The organism is Streptomyces sp. NPDC088725, assembly GCF_044751305.1.
In the GTDB taxonomy this organism is placed as follows: Bacteria; Actinomycetota; Actinomycetes; order Streptomycetales; family Streptomycetaceae; genus Streptomyces.
The window spans coordinates 374,831-391,299 of the sequence record NZ_JBIVLO010000004.1 but is presented as its reverse complement, the minus strand read 5'-3'; the positions used below and the strand labels follow the sequence as shown (position 1 = coordinate 391,299).

At 68.4% G+C, this 16,469-nt stretch carries 16 protein-coding genes, 1 pseudogene and 1 riboswitch; of the genes and pseudogenes, 9 read left to right on the top strand and 8 right to left on the bottom strand.

The window, feature by feature from the left end:
- Window positions 1–39: 39 nt before the first annotated feature.
- From cydB to hisC, 3 genes are all read right to left on the bottom strand, one after another.
- Window positions 40–1,041, bottom strand: a complete 1,002-nt coding sequence (cydB, locus tag ACIP6N_RS11960) for a cytochrome d ubiquinol oxidase subunit II (RefSeq protein WP_401814889.1) — start codon at window positions 1,039–1,041, stop codon at window positions 40–42.
- Between the two features lie 51 nt (window positions 1,042–1,092).
- Window positions 1,093–2,601, bottom strand: a complete 1,509-nt coding sequence (locus ACIP6N_RS11955; protein ID WP_401814887.1) for a cytochrome ubiquinol oxidase subunit I — start codon at window positions 2,599–2,601, stop codon at window positions 1,093–1,095.
- Window positions 2,602–2,871: 270 nt separating this feature from the next.
- Window positions 2,872–3,951, bottom strand: a complete 1,080-nt coding sequence (hisC, locus tag ACIP6N_RS11950) for a histidinol-phosphate transaminase (RefSeq protein WP_401814886.1) — start codon at window positions 3,949–3,951, stop codon at window positions 2,872–2,874.
- 378 nt (window positions 3,952–4,329) lie between these two features.
- Between hisC and ACIP6N_RS11945 the strand changes: the two genes are divergently transcribed.
- The 4 genes from ACIP6N_RS11945 (at window position 4,330) to ACIP6N_RS11930 (ending at window position 7,877) form a co-directional block, all read left to right on the top strand.
- On the top strand, window positions 4,330–5,442 hold the full coding sequence (locus ACIP6N_RS11945) for a LacI family DNA-binding transcriptional regulator (RefSeq protein WP_401814884.1): 1,113 nt from the start codon (window positions 4,330–4,332) through the stop codon (window positions 5,440–5,442).
- Between the two features lie 245 nt (window positions 5,443–5,687).
- Window positions 5,688–6,791 (top strand): metallophosphoesterase, encoded by a 1,104-nt coding sequence (locus ACIP6N_RS11940; protein WP_401814882.1) that lies wholly within the window; start codon window positions 5,688–5,690, stop codon window positions 6,789–6,791.
- A 152-nt stretch (window positions 6,792–6,943) separates the two neighbouring features.
- Window positions 6,944–7,123: a hypothetical protein gene (locus ACIP6N_RS11935; RefSeq protein WP_401814880.1), complete on the top strand. Its 180-nt coding sequence runs from the start codon at window positions 6,944–6,946 to the stop codon at window positions 7,121–7,123.
- Window positions 7,124–7,280: 157 nt separating this feature from the next.
- Window positions 7,281–7,877 (top strand): hypothetical protein, encoded by a 597-nt coding sequence (locus tag ACIP6N_RS11930; RefSeq protein WP_401814878.1) that lies wholly within the window; start codon window positions 7,281–7,283, stop codon window positions 7,875–7,877.
- Here the strand turns inward: ACIP6N_RS11930 and thiC are convergent.
- Window positions 7,812–9,614: a phosphomethylpyrimidine synthase ThiC gene (gene thiC, locus ACIP6N_RS11925; protein ID WP_401814877.1), complete on the bottom strand. Its 1,803-nt coding sequence runs from the start codon at window positions 9,612–9,614 to the stop codon at window positions 7,812–7,814. The two genes, ACIP6N_RS11930 and thiC, sit on opposite strands and share 66 nt — an antisense overlap.
- A riboswitch (TPP riboswitch) is annotated at window positions 9,607–9,747 on the bottom strand. It overlaps the preceding gene by 8 nt.
- Before the next feature lie 71 nt (window positions 9,748–9,818).
- Between thiC and ACIP6N_RS11920 the strand changes: the two genes are divergently transcribed.
- Window positions 9,819–11,204 carry a YibE/F family protein gene (locus tag ACIP6N_RS11920; protein WP_401814876.1) on the top strand — a complete coding sequence of 462 codons (1,386 nt, stop codon included), beginning with the start codon at window positions 9,819–9,821 and terminating at the stop codon, window positions 11,202–11,204.
- Between the two features lie 156 nt (window positions 11,205–11,360).
- Here the strand turns inward: ACIP6N_RS11920 and ACIP6N_RS11915 are convergent, their stop codons facing one another.
- The 4 genes and pseudogenes from ACIP6N_RS11915 to ACIP6N_RS11900 all read right to left on the bottom strand — a co-directional run bounded on the left by ACIP6N_RS11915 (window position 11,361) and on the right by ACIP6N_RS11900 (window position 13,178).
- Complete coding sequence (locus ACIP6N_RS11915) at window positions 11,361–11,795, bottom strand: SsgA family sporulation/cell division regulator (RefSeq protein WP_401814874.1); 435 nt, start codon at window positions 11,793–11,795, stop codon at window positions 11,361–11,363.
- A 266-nt stretch (window positions 11,796–12,061) separates the two neighbouring features.
- Window positions 12,062–12,280: pseudogene (locus ACIP6N_RS11910) on the bottom strand (helix-turn-helix domain-containing protein); the annotation flags it as partial.
- A 236-nt stretch (window positions 12,281–12,516) separates the two neighbouring features.
- Window positions 12,517–12,726, bottom strand: a complete 210-nt coding sequence (locus ACIP6N_RS11905; protein ID WP_401814872.1) for a DUF5326 family protein — start codon at window positions 12,724–12,726, stop codon at window positions 12,517–12,519.
- Window positions 12,727–12,860: 134 nt separating this feature from the next.
- Window positions 12,861–13,178 (bottom strand): cupin domain-containing protein, encoded by a 318-nt coding sequence (locus ACIP6N_RS11900; protein ID WP_401814870.1) that lies wholly within the window; start codon window positions 13,176–13,178, stop codon window positions 12,861–12,863.
- Window positions 13,179–13,193: 15 nt separating this feature from the next.
- On the opposite strand from ACIP6N_RS11900, the gene ACIP6N_RS11895 reads away from it, so the two are divergent.
- The 4 genes from ACIP6N_RS11895 to ACIP6N_RS11880 all read left to right on the top strand — a co-directional run bounded on the left by ACIP6N_RS11895 (window position 13,194) and on the right by ACIP6N_RS11880 (window position 16,428).
- Window positions 13,194–13,577 (top strand): phage holin family protein, encoded by a 384-nt coding sequence (locus ACIP6N_RS11895; RefSeq protein ID WP_401814868.1) that lies wholly within the window; start codon window positions 13,194–13,196, stop codon window positions 13,575–13,577.
- 14 nt (window positions 13,578–13,591) lie between these two features.
- On the top strand, window positions 13,592–14,710 hold the full coding sequence (locus ACIP6N_RS11890; RefSeq protein ID WP_401814866.1) for a cystathionine gamma-lyase: 1,119 nt from the start codon (window positions 13,592–13,594) through the stop codon (window positions 14,708–14,710).
- A gap of 275 nt (window positions 14,711–14,985) precedes the next feature.
- Entirely contained in the window at window positions 14,986–15,879 is an 894-nt protein-coding gene (locus ACIP6N_RS11885; protein ID WP_401814864.1) for a LysR family transcriptional regulator, read from the top strand.
- 69 nt (window positions 15,880–15,948) lie between these two features.
- The gene (locus tag ACIP6N_RS11880; RefSeq protein WP_401814862.1) at window positions 15,949–16,428 is read left to right on the top strand and encodes an NUDIX domain-containing protein; all 480 of its coding nucleotides are present in this window, start codon (window positions 15,949–15,951) and stop codon (window positions 16,426–16,428) included.
- The last annotated feature ends 41 nt before the right edge of the window (window positions 16,429–16,469 follow it).

Sequence of the window (16,469 nt, the reverse complement as noted above, 5' to 3'; positions counted from 1 at the left end):
TCAGCACACCTCGAAACATGTCAGTCACCTCGACACGGGTCAGTGCGCGTCGGCGATGTGCTGCGTACCGATCCGCTTGCGGAACACCCAGTACGTCCAACCCTGGTAGAGCAGCACGACCGGCGTGGCGACGGCCGCGCACCAGGTCATGATCTTCAGGGTGTACGGGGACGACGAGGCGTTGGTGACCGTGAGGTTCCATGCCCCGTTCAGCGAGGACGGCATGACGTTCGGGAACAGCGTCAGGAAGAGCGTCGCGACCACCGCCACGATCGCCACCCCGGACAGCGCGAACGACCACCCCTCGTGCCCTGCCGCGATGGCCCCGACCGCCACGGCCAGCGCCGTCATCGCGACGATCAACGTGATCAGGCTCGTGCCGTCACCGCTGTTCGCCTGCGTCCAGATCAGGAAGCCCAGTGCCACCACGGCGGCGCCCGCGCCCAGGACGAGCGCCAGCTTCCTGGCCCGTGTCCGGATGTCCCCCACGGTCTTCAGCGCGGCGAACACCGTGCCGTGGAAGGTGAAGAGGCTCAGCGTCACCAGACCACCGAGGATCGCGTACGGGTTGAACAGGTCCCCGAGGGTCCCGACGTACTCCATCCGCGCGTCGATCTTCACGCCGCGCACGATGTTGCCGAAGGCGATGCCCCAGAGCAGGGCCGGGACCAGCGAGGTCCAGAAGATCGCGTGTTCCCAGTTGCGCTGCCAGCGCTCCTCCGGCCGCTTCGCCCGGTACTCGAACGCGACACCGCGCACGATCAGGCAGACCAGGATGAGCAGCAGCGGCAGGTAGAACCCGGAGAAAAGGGTGGCGTACCAGTCGGGGAAGGCGGCGAAGGTCGCTCCGGCCGCGCTCAGCAGCCAGACCTCGTTGCCGTCCCAGACGGGCCCGATCGTGTTGATCAGGACCCGCCGCTCGTCGCGATCGCGGGCGAGCAGTTTGGTCAGAATGCCGATCCCGAAGTCGAACCCTTCGAGAAAGAAGTAACCGGTCCAGAGAACGGCTATCAGGACGAACCAGACGTCGTGGAGTTCCATAGCTTCTGCTCCTACTTCCCAGTGCCCGAGGGGCACCAGCTCCTCAAGTCCTCAGTACGAGAAGGCCATCGGGCGGTCGGTGTCCGTCTGGTCGCCGCCGATCCGGGTGGGCGGGTTCAGGTCGTCGTCCGTGAGTTCGGGCGGTCCGGCCTTGATGTACTTCACGAGCAGGCGGACCTCGACCACCGCGAGAACCGCGTACAGCAGGGTGAAGACGATCAGCGACGTGAGCACCTCACCCTGGGAGACGCCGGGCGAGACCGCGTCGGACGTGCGCAGCACCCCGTACACGACCCAGGGCTGACGTCCCGTCTCGGTGAAGATCCAGCCCCACGAGCTGGCGATCAGCGGGAACAGCATCGTCCAGAGAGACGTGATCCAGTACCACTTGGCGAGCCCCGGACGCAGCGCCTTCCGCCGGAAGAGCACCAGATTCGGCACCTCGTCCTCGCGGGTGCGCAGCGCCGGCGGCAGCAGGAACCGCTTCCGCGTCAGCCACAGCCCGAGCAGCCCGAGCGAGAAGGACGCCATGCCGAAGCCGATCATCCAGCGGAACCCCCAGTAGGCGACGGGGATGTTGGGCCGGTAGTCGCCGGGACCGTACTTCTGCTGCTCGGCCTTGTTGACGTCGTTGATCCCGGGGACGAACGAGCTGAAGTCGTCGTGGGCGAGGAAGGACAGCACCCCGGGGATCTCCAGCTCGACGGTGTTGTGCCCCTTGTCGACGTCTCCGTACGCGAACACGGAGAACGGCGCGGGCGCCTGGCCGTCCCACAGTGCCTCGGCCGCGGCCATTTTCATCGGCTGCTGCTCGTACATGACCTTGCCGAGACGGTCGCCGCTGATGGAGGTGAGCAGCCCCGCGACGACGACCGTGATCAGGCCGAGGCGCAGCGACATGCGCATCACCGGTATGTGCCTCTTGCGGGCCAGATGGAAGGCCGCTATTCCGACCATGAACGCGCCACCGACAAGGAAGGCGGCCGTGATCGTGTGGAAGAACTGGGTGAGAGCGGTCTTCTGTGTCAGCACCGCCCAGAAATCGGTGAGTTCGGCCCGTCCCGACTTCTCGTTGAGCCGGTAACCGATCGGGTGCTGCATCCAGGAATTGGCCGCCAGGATGAAGTACGCGGAGAGAATCGTGCCGATCGAGACCATCCAGATACAGGCCAGATGGATCTTCTTCGGCAACTTGTCCCAGCCGAAGATCCACAATCCGATGAACGTCGATTCGAAGAAGAACGCGATCAGCGCCTCGAAGGCGAGAGGAGCGCCGAATACGTCACCGACGAATCGCGAGTAGTCGGACCAGTTCATGCCGAACTGGAACTCCTGCACGATACCGGTGACGACCCCCATCGCTATGTTGATCAGAAAGAGCTTGCCCCAGAACTTGGTGGCCCTGAGGTATTTCGGATTCCCGGTACGGACCCACGCGGTCTCCAGTCCGGCGGTGAGCGCCGCCAGCGAGATCGTCAGGGGCACGAAGAGGAAGTGATAGACGGTGGTGATGCCGAACTGCCATCGCGCCAGGGTCTCCGGCGCCAGAGCGAGGTCCACGTCGTCTCTCCTTACATCGCCGTGGTGCAGCGCTGCTCGCCCGTTTCGTCCCGGACGTAGCGGCGGGAACCGGGCACGCTTGTGAATGCGTTCACATTCACAAGGCATTATGTCGCACACCTCTTCGGTTCGTAAGACGGGGGGTCCCTCCAGCGCAAAACGCCCCGGACCGCACTGGTCAGGGGCGTCCCGGACATCCGGGGCAGGGCACAGGGAGCGCGACCCTGGCAGCATCCATGGCAGGGCGAAGGGCCGCGACCCCAGCGAGGCCTACAGCTCCTTGCGGAAACCCTCCGCGGTCCGCAGGAAGAGATCGTTGGCCTCGTACTCACCGATCGTGACGCGTACGCCTTCGCCGGCGAAGGGCCTTACCACCACACCGGCCCGCTCACACGCGGCCGCGAAGTCGAGCGTGCGCTCTCCGAGCCGCAGCCAGACGAAGTTCGCCTGCGTCTCCGGGACGGTCCAGCCCTGGCCGACCAGCGCCCCGTGAACCCGCTCGCGCTCACCGACCAGCGCGCCGACCCGCCCCAGCAGTTCGTCCTCGGCCCGCAGCGAGGCGACGGCCGCGTCCTGGGCGATCTGGCTGACGCCGAACGGGACCGCGGTCTTGCGCAGCGCGGCGGCCACCGGCTCATGGGCGATCGCGAAACCGACCCGCAGCCCGGCCAGACCGTACGCCTTGGAGAAGGTGCGCAGCACGGCCACGTTCGGGCGCTCACGGTAGATGTCGACGCCGTCCGGCACCTCGGCGTCCCGGATGAACTCGCAGTACGCCTCGTCGAGCACCACCAGCACATCGTTCGGCACCCGGTCCAGGAACCGCTCCAGCTCGGCCCTGCGCACGACCGTGCCGGTCGGATTGTTGGGGTTGCAGACGATGATCATCCTGGTCCGCTCGGTGACCGCGCCGGCCATCGCGTCCAGGTCGTGCACCTCACCGGTAGTCAGCGGCACCTGTATGGATGTCGCGCCGGAGATCTGCGTGATGATCGGGTACGCCTCGAAGGACCGCCAGGCGTAGACGACCTCGTCACCGGGGCCGGAGGTGGCCTGCAGCAGCTGCTGCGCCACGCCGACGGACCCGGTTCCGGTCGCCAGGTGCGACACGGGCACAGCGAATCGGTTGGCGAGTTCCTCCATCAGTCCGGTACATGCCATGTCCGGGTACCGGTTGAAGGTGCCCGCGGCCTCGATCGCCCGCTCCATCACGCCGGGCAGCGGCGGATAGGGGTTCTCGTTGGAGGACAGCTTGTACGCCGCCGGCCCGTCGGACCCCGCGGGCTTGCCGGGCTTGTACAGGGGCACGCCGTCCAGCTCGGCTCGCAGCTTGGGGCTCGTCTCACTCACCGCAGGTCCTCCTGGCCAGTCATGGATTCGTACACCGTCAATGCTGCTCACCTTATGAGGATTCGCGGTCGCTGCGAATGACGGTCGCAGAGAGAGACGGAGAGGGTGACGGGGAGAGGGGGGCGCTCGTCTCTGTGGTGCGCGCTGGTGGCGCGCGCCGTGGCGCGCGTCCCTCGTAGAGGTGAGTTGAGACCTCTTCGAGACATGGGCCCTTCGACAGGTCCATGCCGCTCCACACATGGAAGTCGAGCGTCAGAGGCCGTCTCTCCCTCTCCTTCCGTAGCCATCGGTCGTTTTCGATCTTGCAGAAACGTGCCTGTTACCGGGTGAATATGCGACCGGCCCAACCGCCCGCCTGCGCCCTACTATCGGCTCGCCATGACAGCAGCAGGGAAACACCAGGTGAGCCGGACGGGCACGACCCGCCGGGGAAGCCGGCAGGGTCGGGCGGGCATCCGGGACGTAGCCGCCGCAGCCGGTGTCTCCATCACGACTGTCTCGGACGCGCTCAACGGCAAGGGCCGCTTACCCGACGCCACCCGACGCCACGTCCGAGAGGTCGCAGAACGGCTGGGTTACCGGCCGTCCGCCGCCGCCAGAACCCTCCGTACCGGCAAATCGGGCCTCATCGGCCTGACCGTGACGACGTACGGGGATGAACCTTTCACCTTCACCGAATTCGCCTACTTCGCCGAGATGGCCAGGGCGGCGACCTCCGCGGCGCTGGCCCGCGGCTACGCCCTCGTCATCCTTCCCGCCACCTCCCGCCATGACGTCTGGTCGAACGTCGCCCTCGACGGCACCGTCGTCATCGACCCCTCCGACCACGATCCGGTCGTCACCGAACTCGTCCGCCAGGGCCTGCCCGTCGTCTCCGACGGACGCCCCGCGGGCACCCTCCCCGTCACCGCCTGGGTCGACAACGACCACGAGGCGGCCGTCCTCGATCTGCTCGACCATCTCGCCGCCGCCGGCGCCCGCCGGATCGGTCTGCTCACCGGCACCACCACCGACACCTACACCCGCCTGTCCACCACCGCCTATCTGCACTGGTGCGAGCGCGTCGGCCAGGACCCGGTCTACGAGTCCTACCCCGCCCACGACCCGTGCGCCGGAGCCGTGGCGGCCGACCGGCTGCTCGCGCGCCCCGACAGGCCCGACGCCGTCTACGGCCTCTTCGACCCCAACGGGACCGATCTGCTCGCCGCCGCCCGGCGCTACGGCCTGCGCGTACCGGACGACCTGCTGCTGGTCTGCTGCAGCGAGTCCACCGTGTACGCGGCCACCGAACCGCCCATCACCACGCTCTCGCTCAAGCCGCGCCGCATCGGCACCGCCGTCATCCAGCTCCTCATCGACGCCATCGAGGGCATCGATACCGGCGCTCCGCTCGAACAGGTGATACCGACCGAACTCATCATCAGGACGTCGTCCCAACGGCGTCCGCACCGCACCACGGTCAGCCCTCCCCGGTCCCCCGCCGGAGACTGACGGCTCCGGACGGAGACCGGGGCGAAAGTCCAGACCTTTCACAATGGGGACGATCGGTAGGAAAACAGCCGGTGATCGGAGAGAGGGAGCGGATTCATCGCCCCTGGTGCGTCACACAGGACGGGCCGCATTCCTATGATGGGCGCACGACACTGCGGACCTCTCCCGACCTCCGGTGGGCTCACCCCCACCAGGCCGGGCCGGGCCGGGAGGTGTACGGCGGCGCGACGGTGGTGGAGGGGTCGATGACACAGGGGGCCGGCCAGGGACTCGCGGTGCGTACGGCGACGTTGCGCGACTTCCGCGTACCGCCGTACGCACTGGTGCCCGTGCAGTCAGACGAGTTCGCGCCGACCGGACCGGACGCCCCGCCGGGCGCCGCCGCGTCGGTGCATCCCGGCAACGCCGTACCGGAGGACGAGCTGCCGGAGGGCTACACACCCACCGTGCGCGATCTGCCGGTCATCAACAGGGGCGACACCGTCCAGGTACGGGTCGCGGCCGCTGACACGCCCTCACCGGACGGTCTCGGCCCGCTCTTCGTCGTCGGCGACGTGCACGGCTACCTCGACGAACTGCTCGCCGCCCTCGCGGAACAGGGCCTGATCGACACCGGGGGCAACTGGGCCGCGGGCACCGCGAGGCTCTGGTTCCTCGGCGATTTCACCGACCGCGGCCCCGACGGCGTCGGTGTCATCGACCTCGTCATGCGCCTGTCCGCCGAGGCGGCGGCAGCCGGCGGCTACTGCAAGGCCCTCATGGGCAATCACGAGTTGCTGCTCCTCGGTGCCAAGCGGTTCGCCGACACGCCCGTCAACTCCGGCGCGGGAACCGCCACCTTCCAGGCCGCGTGGCTGCTCAACGGCGGGCAGCGGCACGACATGGAACGCCTCCAGGACGTCCATCTCCAGTGGATGTCCCGGCTGGACGCGGTGGTCGAGGAGGACGGGCATCTGCTGATGCATTCCGACACGACGGCCTATCTCGATTACGGGTCCAGCATCGAGGACGTGAATGACACCGTTCACCAGATCCTCACCCGCAATGATGTCGATGAGTGCTGGGAACTGTTCCGCAAACTCACCAAACGTTTCGCCTTCCGCGACGAAGGCCCGCAGGCCGTTCAGGAACTGCTTTCCCAGTACGGCGGAACACGCATCGTCCACGGCCACAGCCCTATTCCCTATCTGCTCGGGGAAGTCGGCACCGAAGACTCTTCCGACGACGAGGAGCGAAGTCCTGTCGTGGAAGGGCCGCATGTATATGCGGACGGACTTGCCATCGCCATGGACGGCGGCGTGACCATGGAAGGAAAACTGCTGGTGGTCCAACTCCCCCTGCACAACTGAAATCGAGGTGGGCAGGGGATTTCCGGAAACCCTCTGTCGCGCGATGCCGGAACAGCTTTGCTTTCGGATCATCCGTGACAAGCTTTCCTCCGTCTCTGCCAACGGACCGTTCCACGGGGGCAATCCGGCCCTCCGGAGCATCGGGGGATGCGATGAACGGCGCTCCGCACCTGACCGGCGAGGACCGCGCCTGTTTCGAGCGGGTCCTCGACGAGGCACTGCGCCACTTCGAGCAGGCCTCGACGAGGCGCTGCGCCACGCACACGAACGTCCTGATCCTGACCGGCCCGGACAGCGGCTCAGCACAGCACACCTGCGCACCAGGGCCCTGACCGCCAGAGCATCGATCACGACGGCCGCCGCCGAGTACGAGCACTACGCGAAGCTGTGCGAGGAGCGCGGGGAACCGTCTCCCGCGCGTTCGGTACGTGCTTCCCCCAGGCCTCTCCTCTGGGCGACGGGGCCCGGAGAGGCGCCGGGCCGGCCGCGATGATCGCGGTCCTCGTCCCGGTACTCACGGGCGCAGCGGCAGTGATTTACCTGCTCGTCGGCCATCTCCTCAAGGCGCTCGGTTCACCACCCGCCTTCGCCGTCGGCCGGTTCTCCGGCGCCGTCACCGTGATCGACCTGCCTGCCGCCGCCGTCGGACCGCTCATCGCGGCCCTGCGCAATGCCTCCACGCACCTCCGGACCGAAGCGCCGGACGAGGAGCCGCCCGCCGAGCTGGCGGTGGCGCGGGAGGCATGGCGCGACGCACTGCTGGCGTGTGGCATCGAGCCGTTCCTGCGGACCGCCGCGCCTGGGCCTGACGTGCCCCCGCCGCCGGGCTGCCCCGCAACTCCCACGATCGGCTACAGCCGCCCGGACTTCTCCAGCCCGGCCGACGGCTCCGCCCCAGGCGCCGCCGGGGCCACCGCGGACCGGGCTTCTCCAGCCCCGGCCACGGCGGCCCCGAACACGGGCCCGAGCAAGCGGACGAGTCGGCGCGACGCACTTTCAGGCCGCCGCGGTTCAGGCGGCTCAGTCGTCCGATCGGTCCGCGAGCGGCAGGTACACGCGGTTCCCGCTCGCCGCGAACTCCTTTGACTTCTCCAGCATCCCGGCCGCGATCTCCTCGTCCGAGGCAGAGGCTGAGGGGACCAGATCAGGGGCAAACTGCTCGGTGATGCTCCTGCTGATCTTCATCGAGCAGAACTTGGGACCGCACATCGAGCAGAAATGCGCGGTCTTGGCCGGCTCCGCCGGAAGCGTCTCGTCGTGGAACTGACGCGCCGTGTCCGGGTCCAGGGCCAGGTTGAACTGGTCCTCCCAGCGGAATTCGAACCGCGCGTCCGAAAGCGCGTCGTCCCATTCCCGCGCCCCCGGATGGCCCTTGGCCAGGTCCGCCGCATGCGCCGCGATCTTGTAGGTGATGACGCCGGTCTTCACGTCGTCGCGGTCCGGCAGGCCCAGGTGCTCCTTGGGCGTGACGTAGCAGAGCATCGCCGTGCCCCACCACGCGATCATGGCCGCGCCGATGCCCGAGGTGATGTGGTCGTACGCGGGAGCCACATCGGTCGTCAGCGGGCCCAGCGTGTAGAACGGCGCCTCCTCGCAGATCTCCTGCTGAAGGTCGATGTTCTCCTTGATCTTGTGCATCGGGACATGTCCCGGACCCTCGATCATCGTCTGTACGTGGTGCCGCTTGGCGACCGCGTTGAGTTCGCCCAGGGTGCGCAGCTCGGCGAACTGCGCCTCGTCGTTCGCGTCGGCGATGGAGCCGGGCCGCAGACCGTCACCGAGGGAGTACGTCACGTCGTACGCGGCGAGGATGTCGCACAGCTCCTCGAAGTTCTCGTACAGGAACGACTCCCGGTGATGCGCGAGGCACCAGGCCGCCATGATCGAGCCGCCGCGCGAGACGATGCCGGTCTTGCGGCGGGCCGTCAGCGGTACGTACCGCAGCAGCACTCCCGCGTGGACGGTCATGTAGTCGACGCCCTGCTCGGCCTGTTCGATCACCGTGTCCTTGTAGATCTCCCAGGTCAGCTCCTCGGCCTTGCCATCGACCTTCTCCAGCGCCTGATAGAGCGGGACGGTGCCGATGGGGACGGGGGAGTTCCGCAGTACCCACTCGCGGGTGGTGTGGATATTGCGGCCGGTGGAGAGGTCCATGACCGTGTCCGCGCCCCACCGGGTGGCCCAGGTCATCTTGTCCACCTCCTCCTCGATGGACGAGGTGACCGCGGAGTTGCCGATGTTGGCGTTGACCTTCACCAGGAACCGCTTGCCGATGATCATCGGCTCGATCTCCGGGTGGTTGACGTTGGCCGGCAGTACGGCGCGACCCGCTGCGATTTCGTCGCGGACGATCTCGGGGGCGACGTTCTCCCGGATCGCGACGAACTCCATCTCCGGCGTGATGTCCCCGCGCCGCGCGTACGCGAGCTGCGTGACGGCCCGGCCGTCACGGCCCCGGCGCGGCTGGCGTGGCCTGCCGGGGAAGACGGCGTCGAGGTTGCGCAGTCCGCCGCGCGGTGCGGTGTGCTTGAGGCCGTCGTCCTCGGGGCGGACGGGCCGGCCCGCGTACTCCTCGGTGTCGCCGCGCCCGGTGATCCAGTTCTCCCGCAGCGGTGCGAGACCACGGCGTACGTCGGTCTCGACAGCGGGGTCGGTGTACGGCCCTGACGTGTCGTACAGCGTCACGTCCTCGCCGTTGGTGAGGTGCACTTGACGGACCGGCACAAGAAGGTCCGGGCGTGAGCCCTCGACGTATCCCTTGTGCCAGCCGATGGACTTTTCTGCCTGGTTCGAGGCAGGCGTGCGTGCGTCCTGAACGGTCATGAGACCTACTCCCTACGCCGGCATTACCCGGTAACAGGTTCAGCGGTCGGCGCAGCGTGGGGTCCGGAGTCTCCCGGGACCACTCGGTCAGCGCCCTCTCAGCCCGGTGCTCCGAGCTCCCGCGTGTGCAAAGGCGTCACCACGCTAACGCCCGGCCGGGCGCGCTGAACAGAGGGCCCCTCCCGTTCTTGCGATGATCTGGCGGTGACCTCACCCCAGCAGACCCACGAACCGGGCGCCCACACGCACAGCCACGGGCCCGCCGCGCCGGTTTCCCGACACCTCCGCAAGGTGATCGCAGCGGTCCTGATTCCGTTCACGGCCGCCGTGGTCGTCGGACTCGCCATCCTCTGGCCGGGCGGCGCTCCCGCCCACGAACGCACCGGTGTCGGCTTCGACCGGCAGACCGAGCAGGGCCGCGTGGTGCAGATCGTCCAGGTGGACTGCAAGGACATGAATGCCGCTCAGGTCCCGTCGACGGGCGACACCTCGACCCCGCAGGGACGCGAGGCGCAGCGGGCACAGACCGGGGAGTGCGAGAAGGCCACGATCGAGGTCACGAGCGGCAAGGACAAGGGACGGAAGTTCGTCGAGGTGGTCCAGCCGGACGCACCGCGGCAGTTTCACGTGAAACAAGGCGTTGTGGTGGCATACGCACCGGACGCGCCGCACGATCTCCAGTACTCCGTGACGGATATGGACCGTAAGGTCCCGATGACCCTGCTGGCCGGGATCTTCGCGCTGGTCGTGGTCGCGGTGGGACGGCTCCGCGGTGTGATGGCACTGATCGCGCTCGCCGTCTCGTTCGCCGTGCTGACGCTGTTCATTCTTCCGGCGATACTCCAGGGCTCGAATCCGCTGATCGTGGCGGTGGTCGGATCGAGCGCGATCATGCTGATCGCGCTCTACATGTGCCACGGGCTGACGGCCCGTACGTCGGTCGCGGTCCTCGGCACGCTGATCTCACTGCTGCTGATCGGGCTGCTCGGATCGGTCTTCATCGGCTGGGCGAGCCTGACCGGCAACACCGACGACAGCACCGGCCTGATCCACGGGCTCTACCCCCACATCGACATGAGCGGTCTGCTGCTGGCTGGCGTCATCATCGGTTCGCTCGGTGTGCTCGACGATGTGACGGTGACCCAGACCTCGGCGGTCTGGGAGCTGCATCAGGCCGACCCGACGATGGGCCCGCGCGGGTTGTACCGGGCAGGCATCCGGATCGGCAGAGACCACATCGCCTCGGTGGTCAACACGCTGGTCCTCGCGTACGCGGGCGCGGCGCTGCCGCTCCTGCTGCTCTTCTCGGTCGCGGAGTCGAGCGTCGTCACCGTGGCCAACAGCGAGCTGGTGGCGGAGGAGATCGTACGGACCCTGGTGGGCTCGATCGGCCTGGTCGCCGCAGTGCCCGTGACGACGGCACTGGCGGCGCTGGTCGTGTCCGCGGACCGGGCGGGCGCGGCGAAGCCGTGGACGAGCGCGCCAGGCCCGTCCACGGGCACACCGGAGCTGCCCGCGGGGTACTCCGTACCGGAGCAGAGCGCGCCGCAGCGCGGGCGGGGCGGCGGGGGCCGGCGCCGCAAGAAATAGCTCACGCAGCGGCCCGGCCCGCCCGCGCCGCGGCCCGCCGGGCCCGGCCCGCCTCACCCGGCCCCTTACGGCGGGCCCGCCTGCCCGGCTCCTTACGGCGGGCCCGATGCGGCCGGCCCGCCCGCCCGGCCCCTGCGGCGCCGGTCCGCGGTTCGGTCAGCCGGCGTTCTCCTCGGCGAGGATCCGGCCGAGCGCGTCCTCCAGGCTCCCCTCGAAGTCACCGAGCGTGCGTTCCTGGCCGAGCGGGACCAGTCGGTCCGTGCGGTCCAGGAAAGCGACCAGCGGCGGAGCGCTCACCCTGAAAAGCGCGTGGTCCTCGCCGACCTGCAGCCGGATATGAACATCCGACAGATTCTCCGGCTCGGTCGGCGCGATGTGCACATCACCGTCCCCACTGGGGGTGTTGATGCCGTCGAGCAGCAGCTCACGGCCGAAGGTCCAGGTGACCGGGGCATCGCCGGGCAGATGGAAGGTCATCCGCACCGCGTACGGATCCCCCGTCTCGTAGTGGAGCTCCACCGGAATCCGGAACGAGAGTTCCTCGGAGACGAGGAAACTCATCAGGACCTCGGCTTGGACGGACTCGCGCATCGTGCACCACTCCGGAGTAGATAAGGCTGGGAATCATCCCCTGAAAACTCTTGACGCAATCGTCCTGTAAGCGCTAGCAGATCACAAGGAGTAATTTTTCAGATACTGATAGAGAGGGTTGACTAGGTCAGAAGCGGGATTGGTCTCTCTGCGTAACCATCCGCTCCTCCAGGCAGCCTTCTCCCCTGATGGAGCGGCAGGGAAGCGGTGCCGAAGCGGCACAGAAATGGCCAGGTCCACTGCGGGGGATCCGGCCGTCACTGACCGATCGGATCAACGATCTTGCTGCGACGATTCTGCAGAGCCTCGGCCCGCGCCAGCCTCTGCACGGCGTCACCGAGCACGAAGACGCCGTTCTCCCGGCGCAGATAGCCCTCGTGTGTCAGTGTGCGCAGCAGGTGATACGCGGTGGGCAGCGGAAGCCCGGCCTCACGGGCGAGCTGCTTCGCGGGAGCCCCGTCCGGGTGTGCCCCCGCGGACTCCATGAGTCGCAGGGCTCGTTGCACCGATCCGATGAGGGTAGGGACGGCGGTTCTTGTCACTGTGGCCAAAGGTCACCCCCAGGCGGGCTTACGGGCGAGAGCCCGCCCGCGGGGCCACTTTAGGGGCAGGCCGACCGCCTGGATGGTTTCCCCTTCGCCTTTCCCTCGCGCGGGCTAACGGCCGGGCCGCCGCCGGTCCTGCCGGTCGCCGCGGGAGGACGAGCCACGCGCGCGCCCCGTCAGTCCCCTCGCGAGGACGACATGAACATCCGGACGACGTAGATCAGTCCGCCGACGATCGCCACGAAGAGCAGCACCTTGAAGAGCAGCCCGATCAGGAACCCGACCACGCTGGCGATCAGACCGCCGAACACGACGATGGCGATCACCGGTACCGCGATCCACTTCACCCACCAGGGCATCCCCGCGAATATCTCCCGTGCCGCCATCGTCCTGACCTCACTTCACCCAGTACTCACAAACTGCCTGACATGTTCGATGCTAGAGGGCCGGGAAGGGAATCGGAGGTCCCGCATCCCGGGCTCTTCCCTGATCCGACCCTGAGACCGGTCTGAGGGGTCCGTCAGCCCTCGGGCGGCGAAAAGACGACCATCACACGCAGGGCCTCCGTGATGTGGTGGAATTTGTGCGCCACCCCGGCCGGGACGTAGACGACGCTTCCCCGGGCGACCTGCGTGGTCTCCATACCGACCGTGATCGACGCCCGCCCGCTCACGACGAGGTACACCTCGTCCTGCTGGTGCGGCTGCTGGGGGTCCGTCTCGCCCGCGTCCAGCGCGTACAACCCCACGGACATGTTGCGCTCACGCACGAACTGCAGATACGCGCCGTCGTTGGCGGCGCGTTCCGCTTCCAGCTCATCAAGTCTGAATGCCTTCATGCCACGATCAGACACATGAAGAATTTCCTCGTCAAGGCGACGGCCAACGCGGCGGCGCTGGCGGTGGCGGCCTGGCTGCTCCCTGACATCACCCTGACCGGGGACGACATCGGCGGAAAAGTCCTTACTCTGGTACTCGTCGCCCTCGTCTTCGGCCTGGTGAACTTCATCGTCAAGCCGCTGGTGAAGCTGCTGACGCTGCCGTTGTTCATCCTCACGCTCGGGCTGATCACCCTCGTGGTCAACGCCCTGATGCTGCTGCTGACCTCATCGCTCGCGGACACGCTGGACCTCAGCTTCCACGTCGAAGGCTTCTGGACGGCTGTGCTCGGCGGCCTGATCATCTCGGTCGTCGCGTGGGCCCTGCACCTCGCGCTCCCCGACGGGGAGACGTCATGAACATCGGAGACAGCATGAGTATCGGAGACGGCACCCGGGCGGTACGGGCCGGACTTCCCGAACCCGTGAAGCACGAGCCGACCCTGCCGGGGCCGGTTTTCGCCGCGCACTTCCACCTGCCGGGCGAGCCGACGGGCCCGTACACCTATGGGCGGGACGAGAACCCGACCTGGACCCATCTGGAACGCGCCATCAGCGAACTGGAAGCGCCCGGGGAGGCGGTGGAAACCATCACCTTCGCATCCGGGATGGCCGCGATCTCCGCGGTGGCCTTCTCCCAGCTGCGCGCCGGCGACGCCGTGGTTCTGCCGGACGACGGCTACCAGGCCCTGCCGCTGCTCCGGGAACGCCTGGAGACCTACGGCATCGAGGTGCGGACCGCGCCCACCGGCGGCGACAGCCAGCTGCGCGTCCTGGACGGCGCCAAGCTGCTGTGGATAGAGACGCCCTCCAACCCCGGCCTCGACGTCTGTGACGTACGGCGGCTGGTCGCGGAGGCGCACGCCCGGGGCGCGCTCGTCGCCGTCGACAACACCCTCGCCACCCCGCTCGGCCAGCGCCCGCTCGAACTGGGCGCGGACTTCTCCGTGGCCAGCGACACAAAGGGCATGACCGGTCACGGCGACATCCTGCTCGGCCATGTGACCTGCGCCGACCCGGAACTGGCCGCGGGTGTACGGCGCTGGCGCAAGGTCGTCGGAGCGATCCCGGGCCCGATGGAAGCCTGGCTCGCCCACCGCTCGCTGGCCACCCTTCAGCTCCGCTCCGAACGGCAGTGCGCGAGCGCCCTGCTGCTGGCGCAGGCGCTGAAGGAGCGCACCGACGTGACCGGCCTGCGCTACCCCGGCCTGCCCGACGACCCCTCGTTCCCGATCGCCTCGCGCCAGATGCGGCGTTTCGGCTCCGTCGTCTCGTTCGTCCTGCCCGACAAGGACACCGCCGAGCGGTTCCTCGAAGGCCTGAGCCTGGTGGAAGAGGCGACGAGCTTCGGCAGCGTACGGTCCACCGCCGAGCGGCGCGGCCGCTGGGGCGGCGACGCCGTACCGGAAGGCTTCGTCCGCTTCTCCGTCGGAGCGGAAGACCCCGAGGACCTGATCGCGGACGTGCTGCGCGCGCTGGACGAGGCCGCGTAAGTCCGGTCGATTGCCGGATCGGCCCGAGACCTCCGGCGACCGGGCGTTTCGGGCCGGAACGCCGCAGCGAACTGACCGCGAAAGGACGGACGGTCCGAGCCTCCCCCCTCGTGGCTCGGACCGTCCTGAGGTTCCGTGCGCGAAGAACCACCCGGACTAGGCTAGTTGACTCTGCGTCAGTGTCCAATCACAGTAGCGACAGCGGCCTATCGACTTACTTATAGATGGGCGGTCGGTGGGCGTGGCCGGGACGGTTCGAGACAGGAGAGCGGTACATGGATCTGGCCCTGCTGCGGACCTTCGTCGCCGTGCACAGGGCCGGCTCCTTCACCCGCGCCGCCTCGCTGCTCGGGCTCTCCCAGCCCGCCGTCACCGGGCAGATCAGAACGCTGGAACGGCAGCTCGGCCGACCGCTGTTCCTGCGCCAGGCGCGGGGCGTCACGCCCACGACCATCGGCGACGAACTGGCGCACCGGGCCGCGCCTCATCTCGACGCACTGGTCGAGATCGCGGAGACCGGCCTCGACGAGGAGTCCGGCGTACGCACGCTCCATCTGGCCGGCCCTCCGGAGTTCACCTCGCTGCGGGCACTGCCCGCACTGACCCCGCTGACCTCCGAGGGTCTGGCGGTGCGCACGGCGTTCCTCGCCGACACCGAGGAGATCCTGGAGGGGCTGGCGGCCGGACACCACGACCTCGCCATCGCCACCGCCCGCCCGCGCGGCGGGCTGCTCACCTCGACTCCGCTCTGCGACGAGGAGCATGTCCTTGTCGCGGCGCCCCGCTGGGCGGCCCGGCTGGGCCATGCCGTGCTGCGCGAGGGACACGTGGTGCTGGAGCAGCTGCCAGTGGTGGAAGTGCACGAATCACTGCCGCTCGTCTCCCGCTACTGGGCGGCCGTCTTCGATTCCCGGCCCGCGGCCGCCGCGATGGTCATAGCGCCCGACCTGCGGGCCGTCCTGGAGTGCGCGGCGGCCGGCGCGGGCCTCGCCGTACTTCCGCGCTACCTCTGCGAGGGCGCTCTGGAGCGCGGGGAGGTGGTCGCGCTGCTCGACCCGCCCGTACCCCCGCTGCGCACCTACTTCCTTCTCGTACGCACCGGCACCCTGACCCTGCCGCCGCTGGCCCGCGCGCACGAGTGGCTGCTGCGCGCCGCGGTGGACTGGTAGACGCGTCGGACCGGTAACGGCCGGGGGCTCAGGAGTTTCAGATGGGGCGTGGCGGGCGAACCTCTTCCCATGACCGAACGTCCCGTGGTCAAGCGCACCGCACGCGCCATCCTGCTCGACGGCGACGCCCTGATCCTCATCAAGCGCACCAAACCCGGCGTGGATCCCTACTGGGTGACGCCCGGTGGGGGCGTCGAGCCGGAGGACGCCACCGTCGTCGACGCGCTCCACCGGGAGGTGGACGAGGAGCTGGGCGCCAAGATCATCGATGTGGTGCCGTGCTTCGTCGACACCGTGGAGCACATCGCGGACGGCGGGGTGACAGGCGTCAAGGTGCAGCATTTCTTCGTCTGCCGGCTGGAGTCCATGGACGCCTCCCTGCGGCACGGCCCCGAAATGGAAGAGCCCTGCGGGGAGTACGAGATCGTCCGGGTGCCGTTCAGCCGGGTCGGGATCGCCGCCGTCCATCTCGTACCGCTGTCGCTCCGGCACTACCTGGACGGCAATATCGAGGGCGTGCGCGCGATGCACGCCCCCGACCTGGGATGATCCCTGCCTCTGCTCGGTGCGGCTTCTCCGCCGCGCTGACG

Excerpts from the sequence above, each read along its gene's own strand:
- ACIP6N_RS11940 (WP_401814882.1), top strand. The coding sequence starts at position 5,688 with ATGACACAGGGGGCCGGCCAGGGACTCGCGGTGCGTACGGCGACGTTG.
- ACIP6N_RS11935 (WP_401814880.1), top strand. The coding sequence starts at position 6,944 with ATGAACGGCGCTCCGCACCTGACCGGCGAGGACCGCGCCTGTTTCGAG.
- thiC (WP_401814877.1), bottom strand. The coding sequence starts at position 9,614 with ATGACCGTTCAGGACGCACGCACGCCTGCCTCGAACCAGGCAGAAAAG.
- ACIP6N_RS11945 (WP_401814884.1), top strand. The coding sequence starts at position 4,330 with ATGACAGCAGCAGGGAAACACCAGGTGAGCCGGACGGGCACGACCCGC.
- ACIP6N_RS11905 (WP_401814872.1), bottom strand. The coding sequence starts at position 12,726 with ATGGCGGCACGGGAGATATTCGCGGGGATGCCCTGGTGGGTGAAGTGG.
- ACIP6N_RS11930 (WP_401814878.1), top strand. The coding sequence starts at position 7,281 with ATGATCGCGGTCCTCGTCCCGGTACTCACGGGCGCAGCGGCAGTGATT.
- ACIP6N_RS11915 (WP_401814874.1), bottom strand. The coding sequence starts at position 11,795 with ATGCGCGAGTCCGTCCAAGCCGAGGTCCTGATGAGTTTCCTCGTCTCC.
- ACIP6N_RS11895 (WP_401814868.1), top strand. The coding sequence starts at position 13,194 with ATGAAGAATTTCCTCGTCAAGGCGACGGCCAACGCGGCGGCGCTGGCG.
- ACIP6N_RS11880 (WP_401814862.1), top strand. The coding sequence starts at position 15,949 with ATGACCGAACGTCCCGTGGTCAAGCGCACCGCACGCGCCATCCTGCTC.
- cydB (WP_401814889.1), bottom strand. The coding sequence starts at position 1,041 with ATGGAACTCCACGACGTCTGGTTCGTCCTGATAGCCGTTCTCTGGACC.
- ACIP6N_RS11900 (WP_401814870.1), bottom strand. The coding sequence starts at position 13,178 with ATGAAGGCATTCAGACTTGATGAGCTGGAAGCGGAACGCGCCGCCAAC.
- ACIP6N_RS11890 (WP_401814866.1), top strand. The coding sequence starts at position 13,592 with ATGAGTATCGGAGACGGCACCCGGGCGGTACGGGCCGGACTTCCCGAA.
- ACIP6N_RS11885 (WP_401814864.1), top strand. The coding sequence starts at position 14,986 with ATGGATCTGGCCCTGCTGCGGACCTTCGTCGCCGTGCACAGGGCCGGC.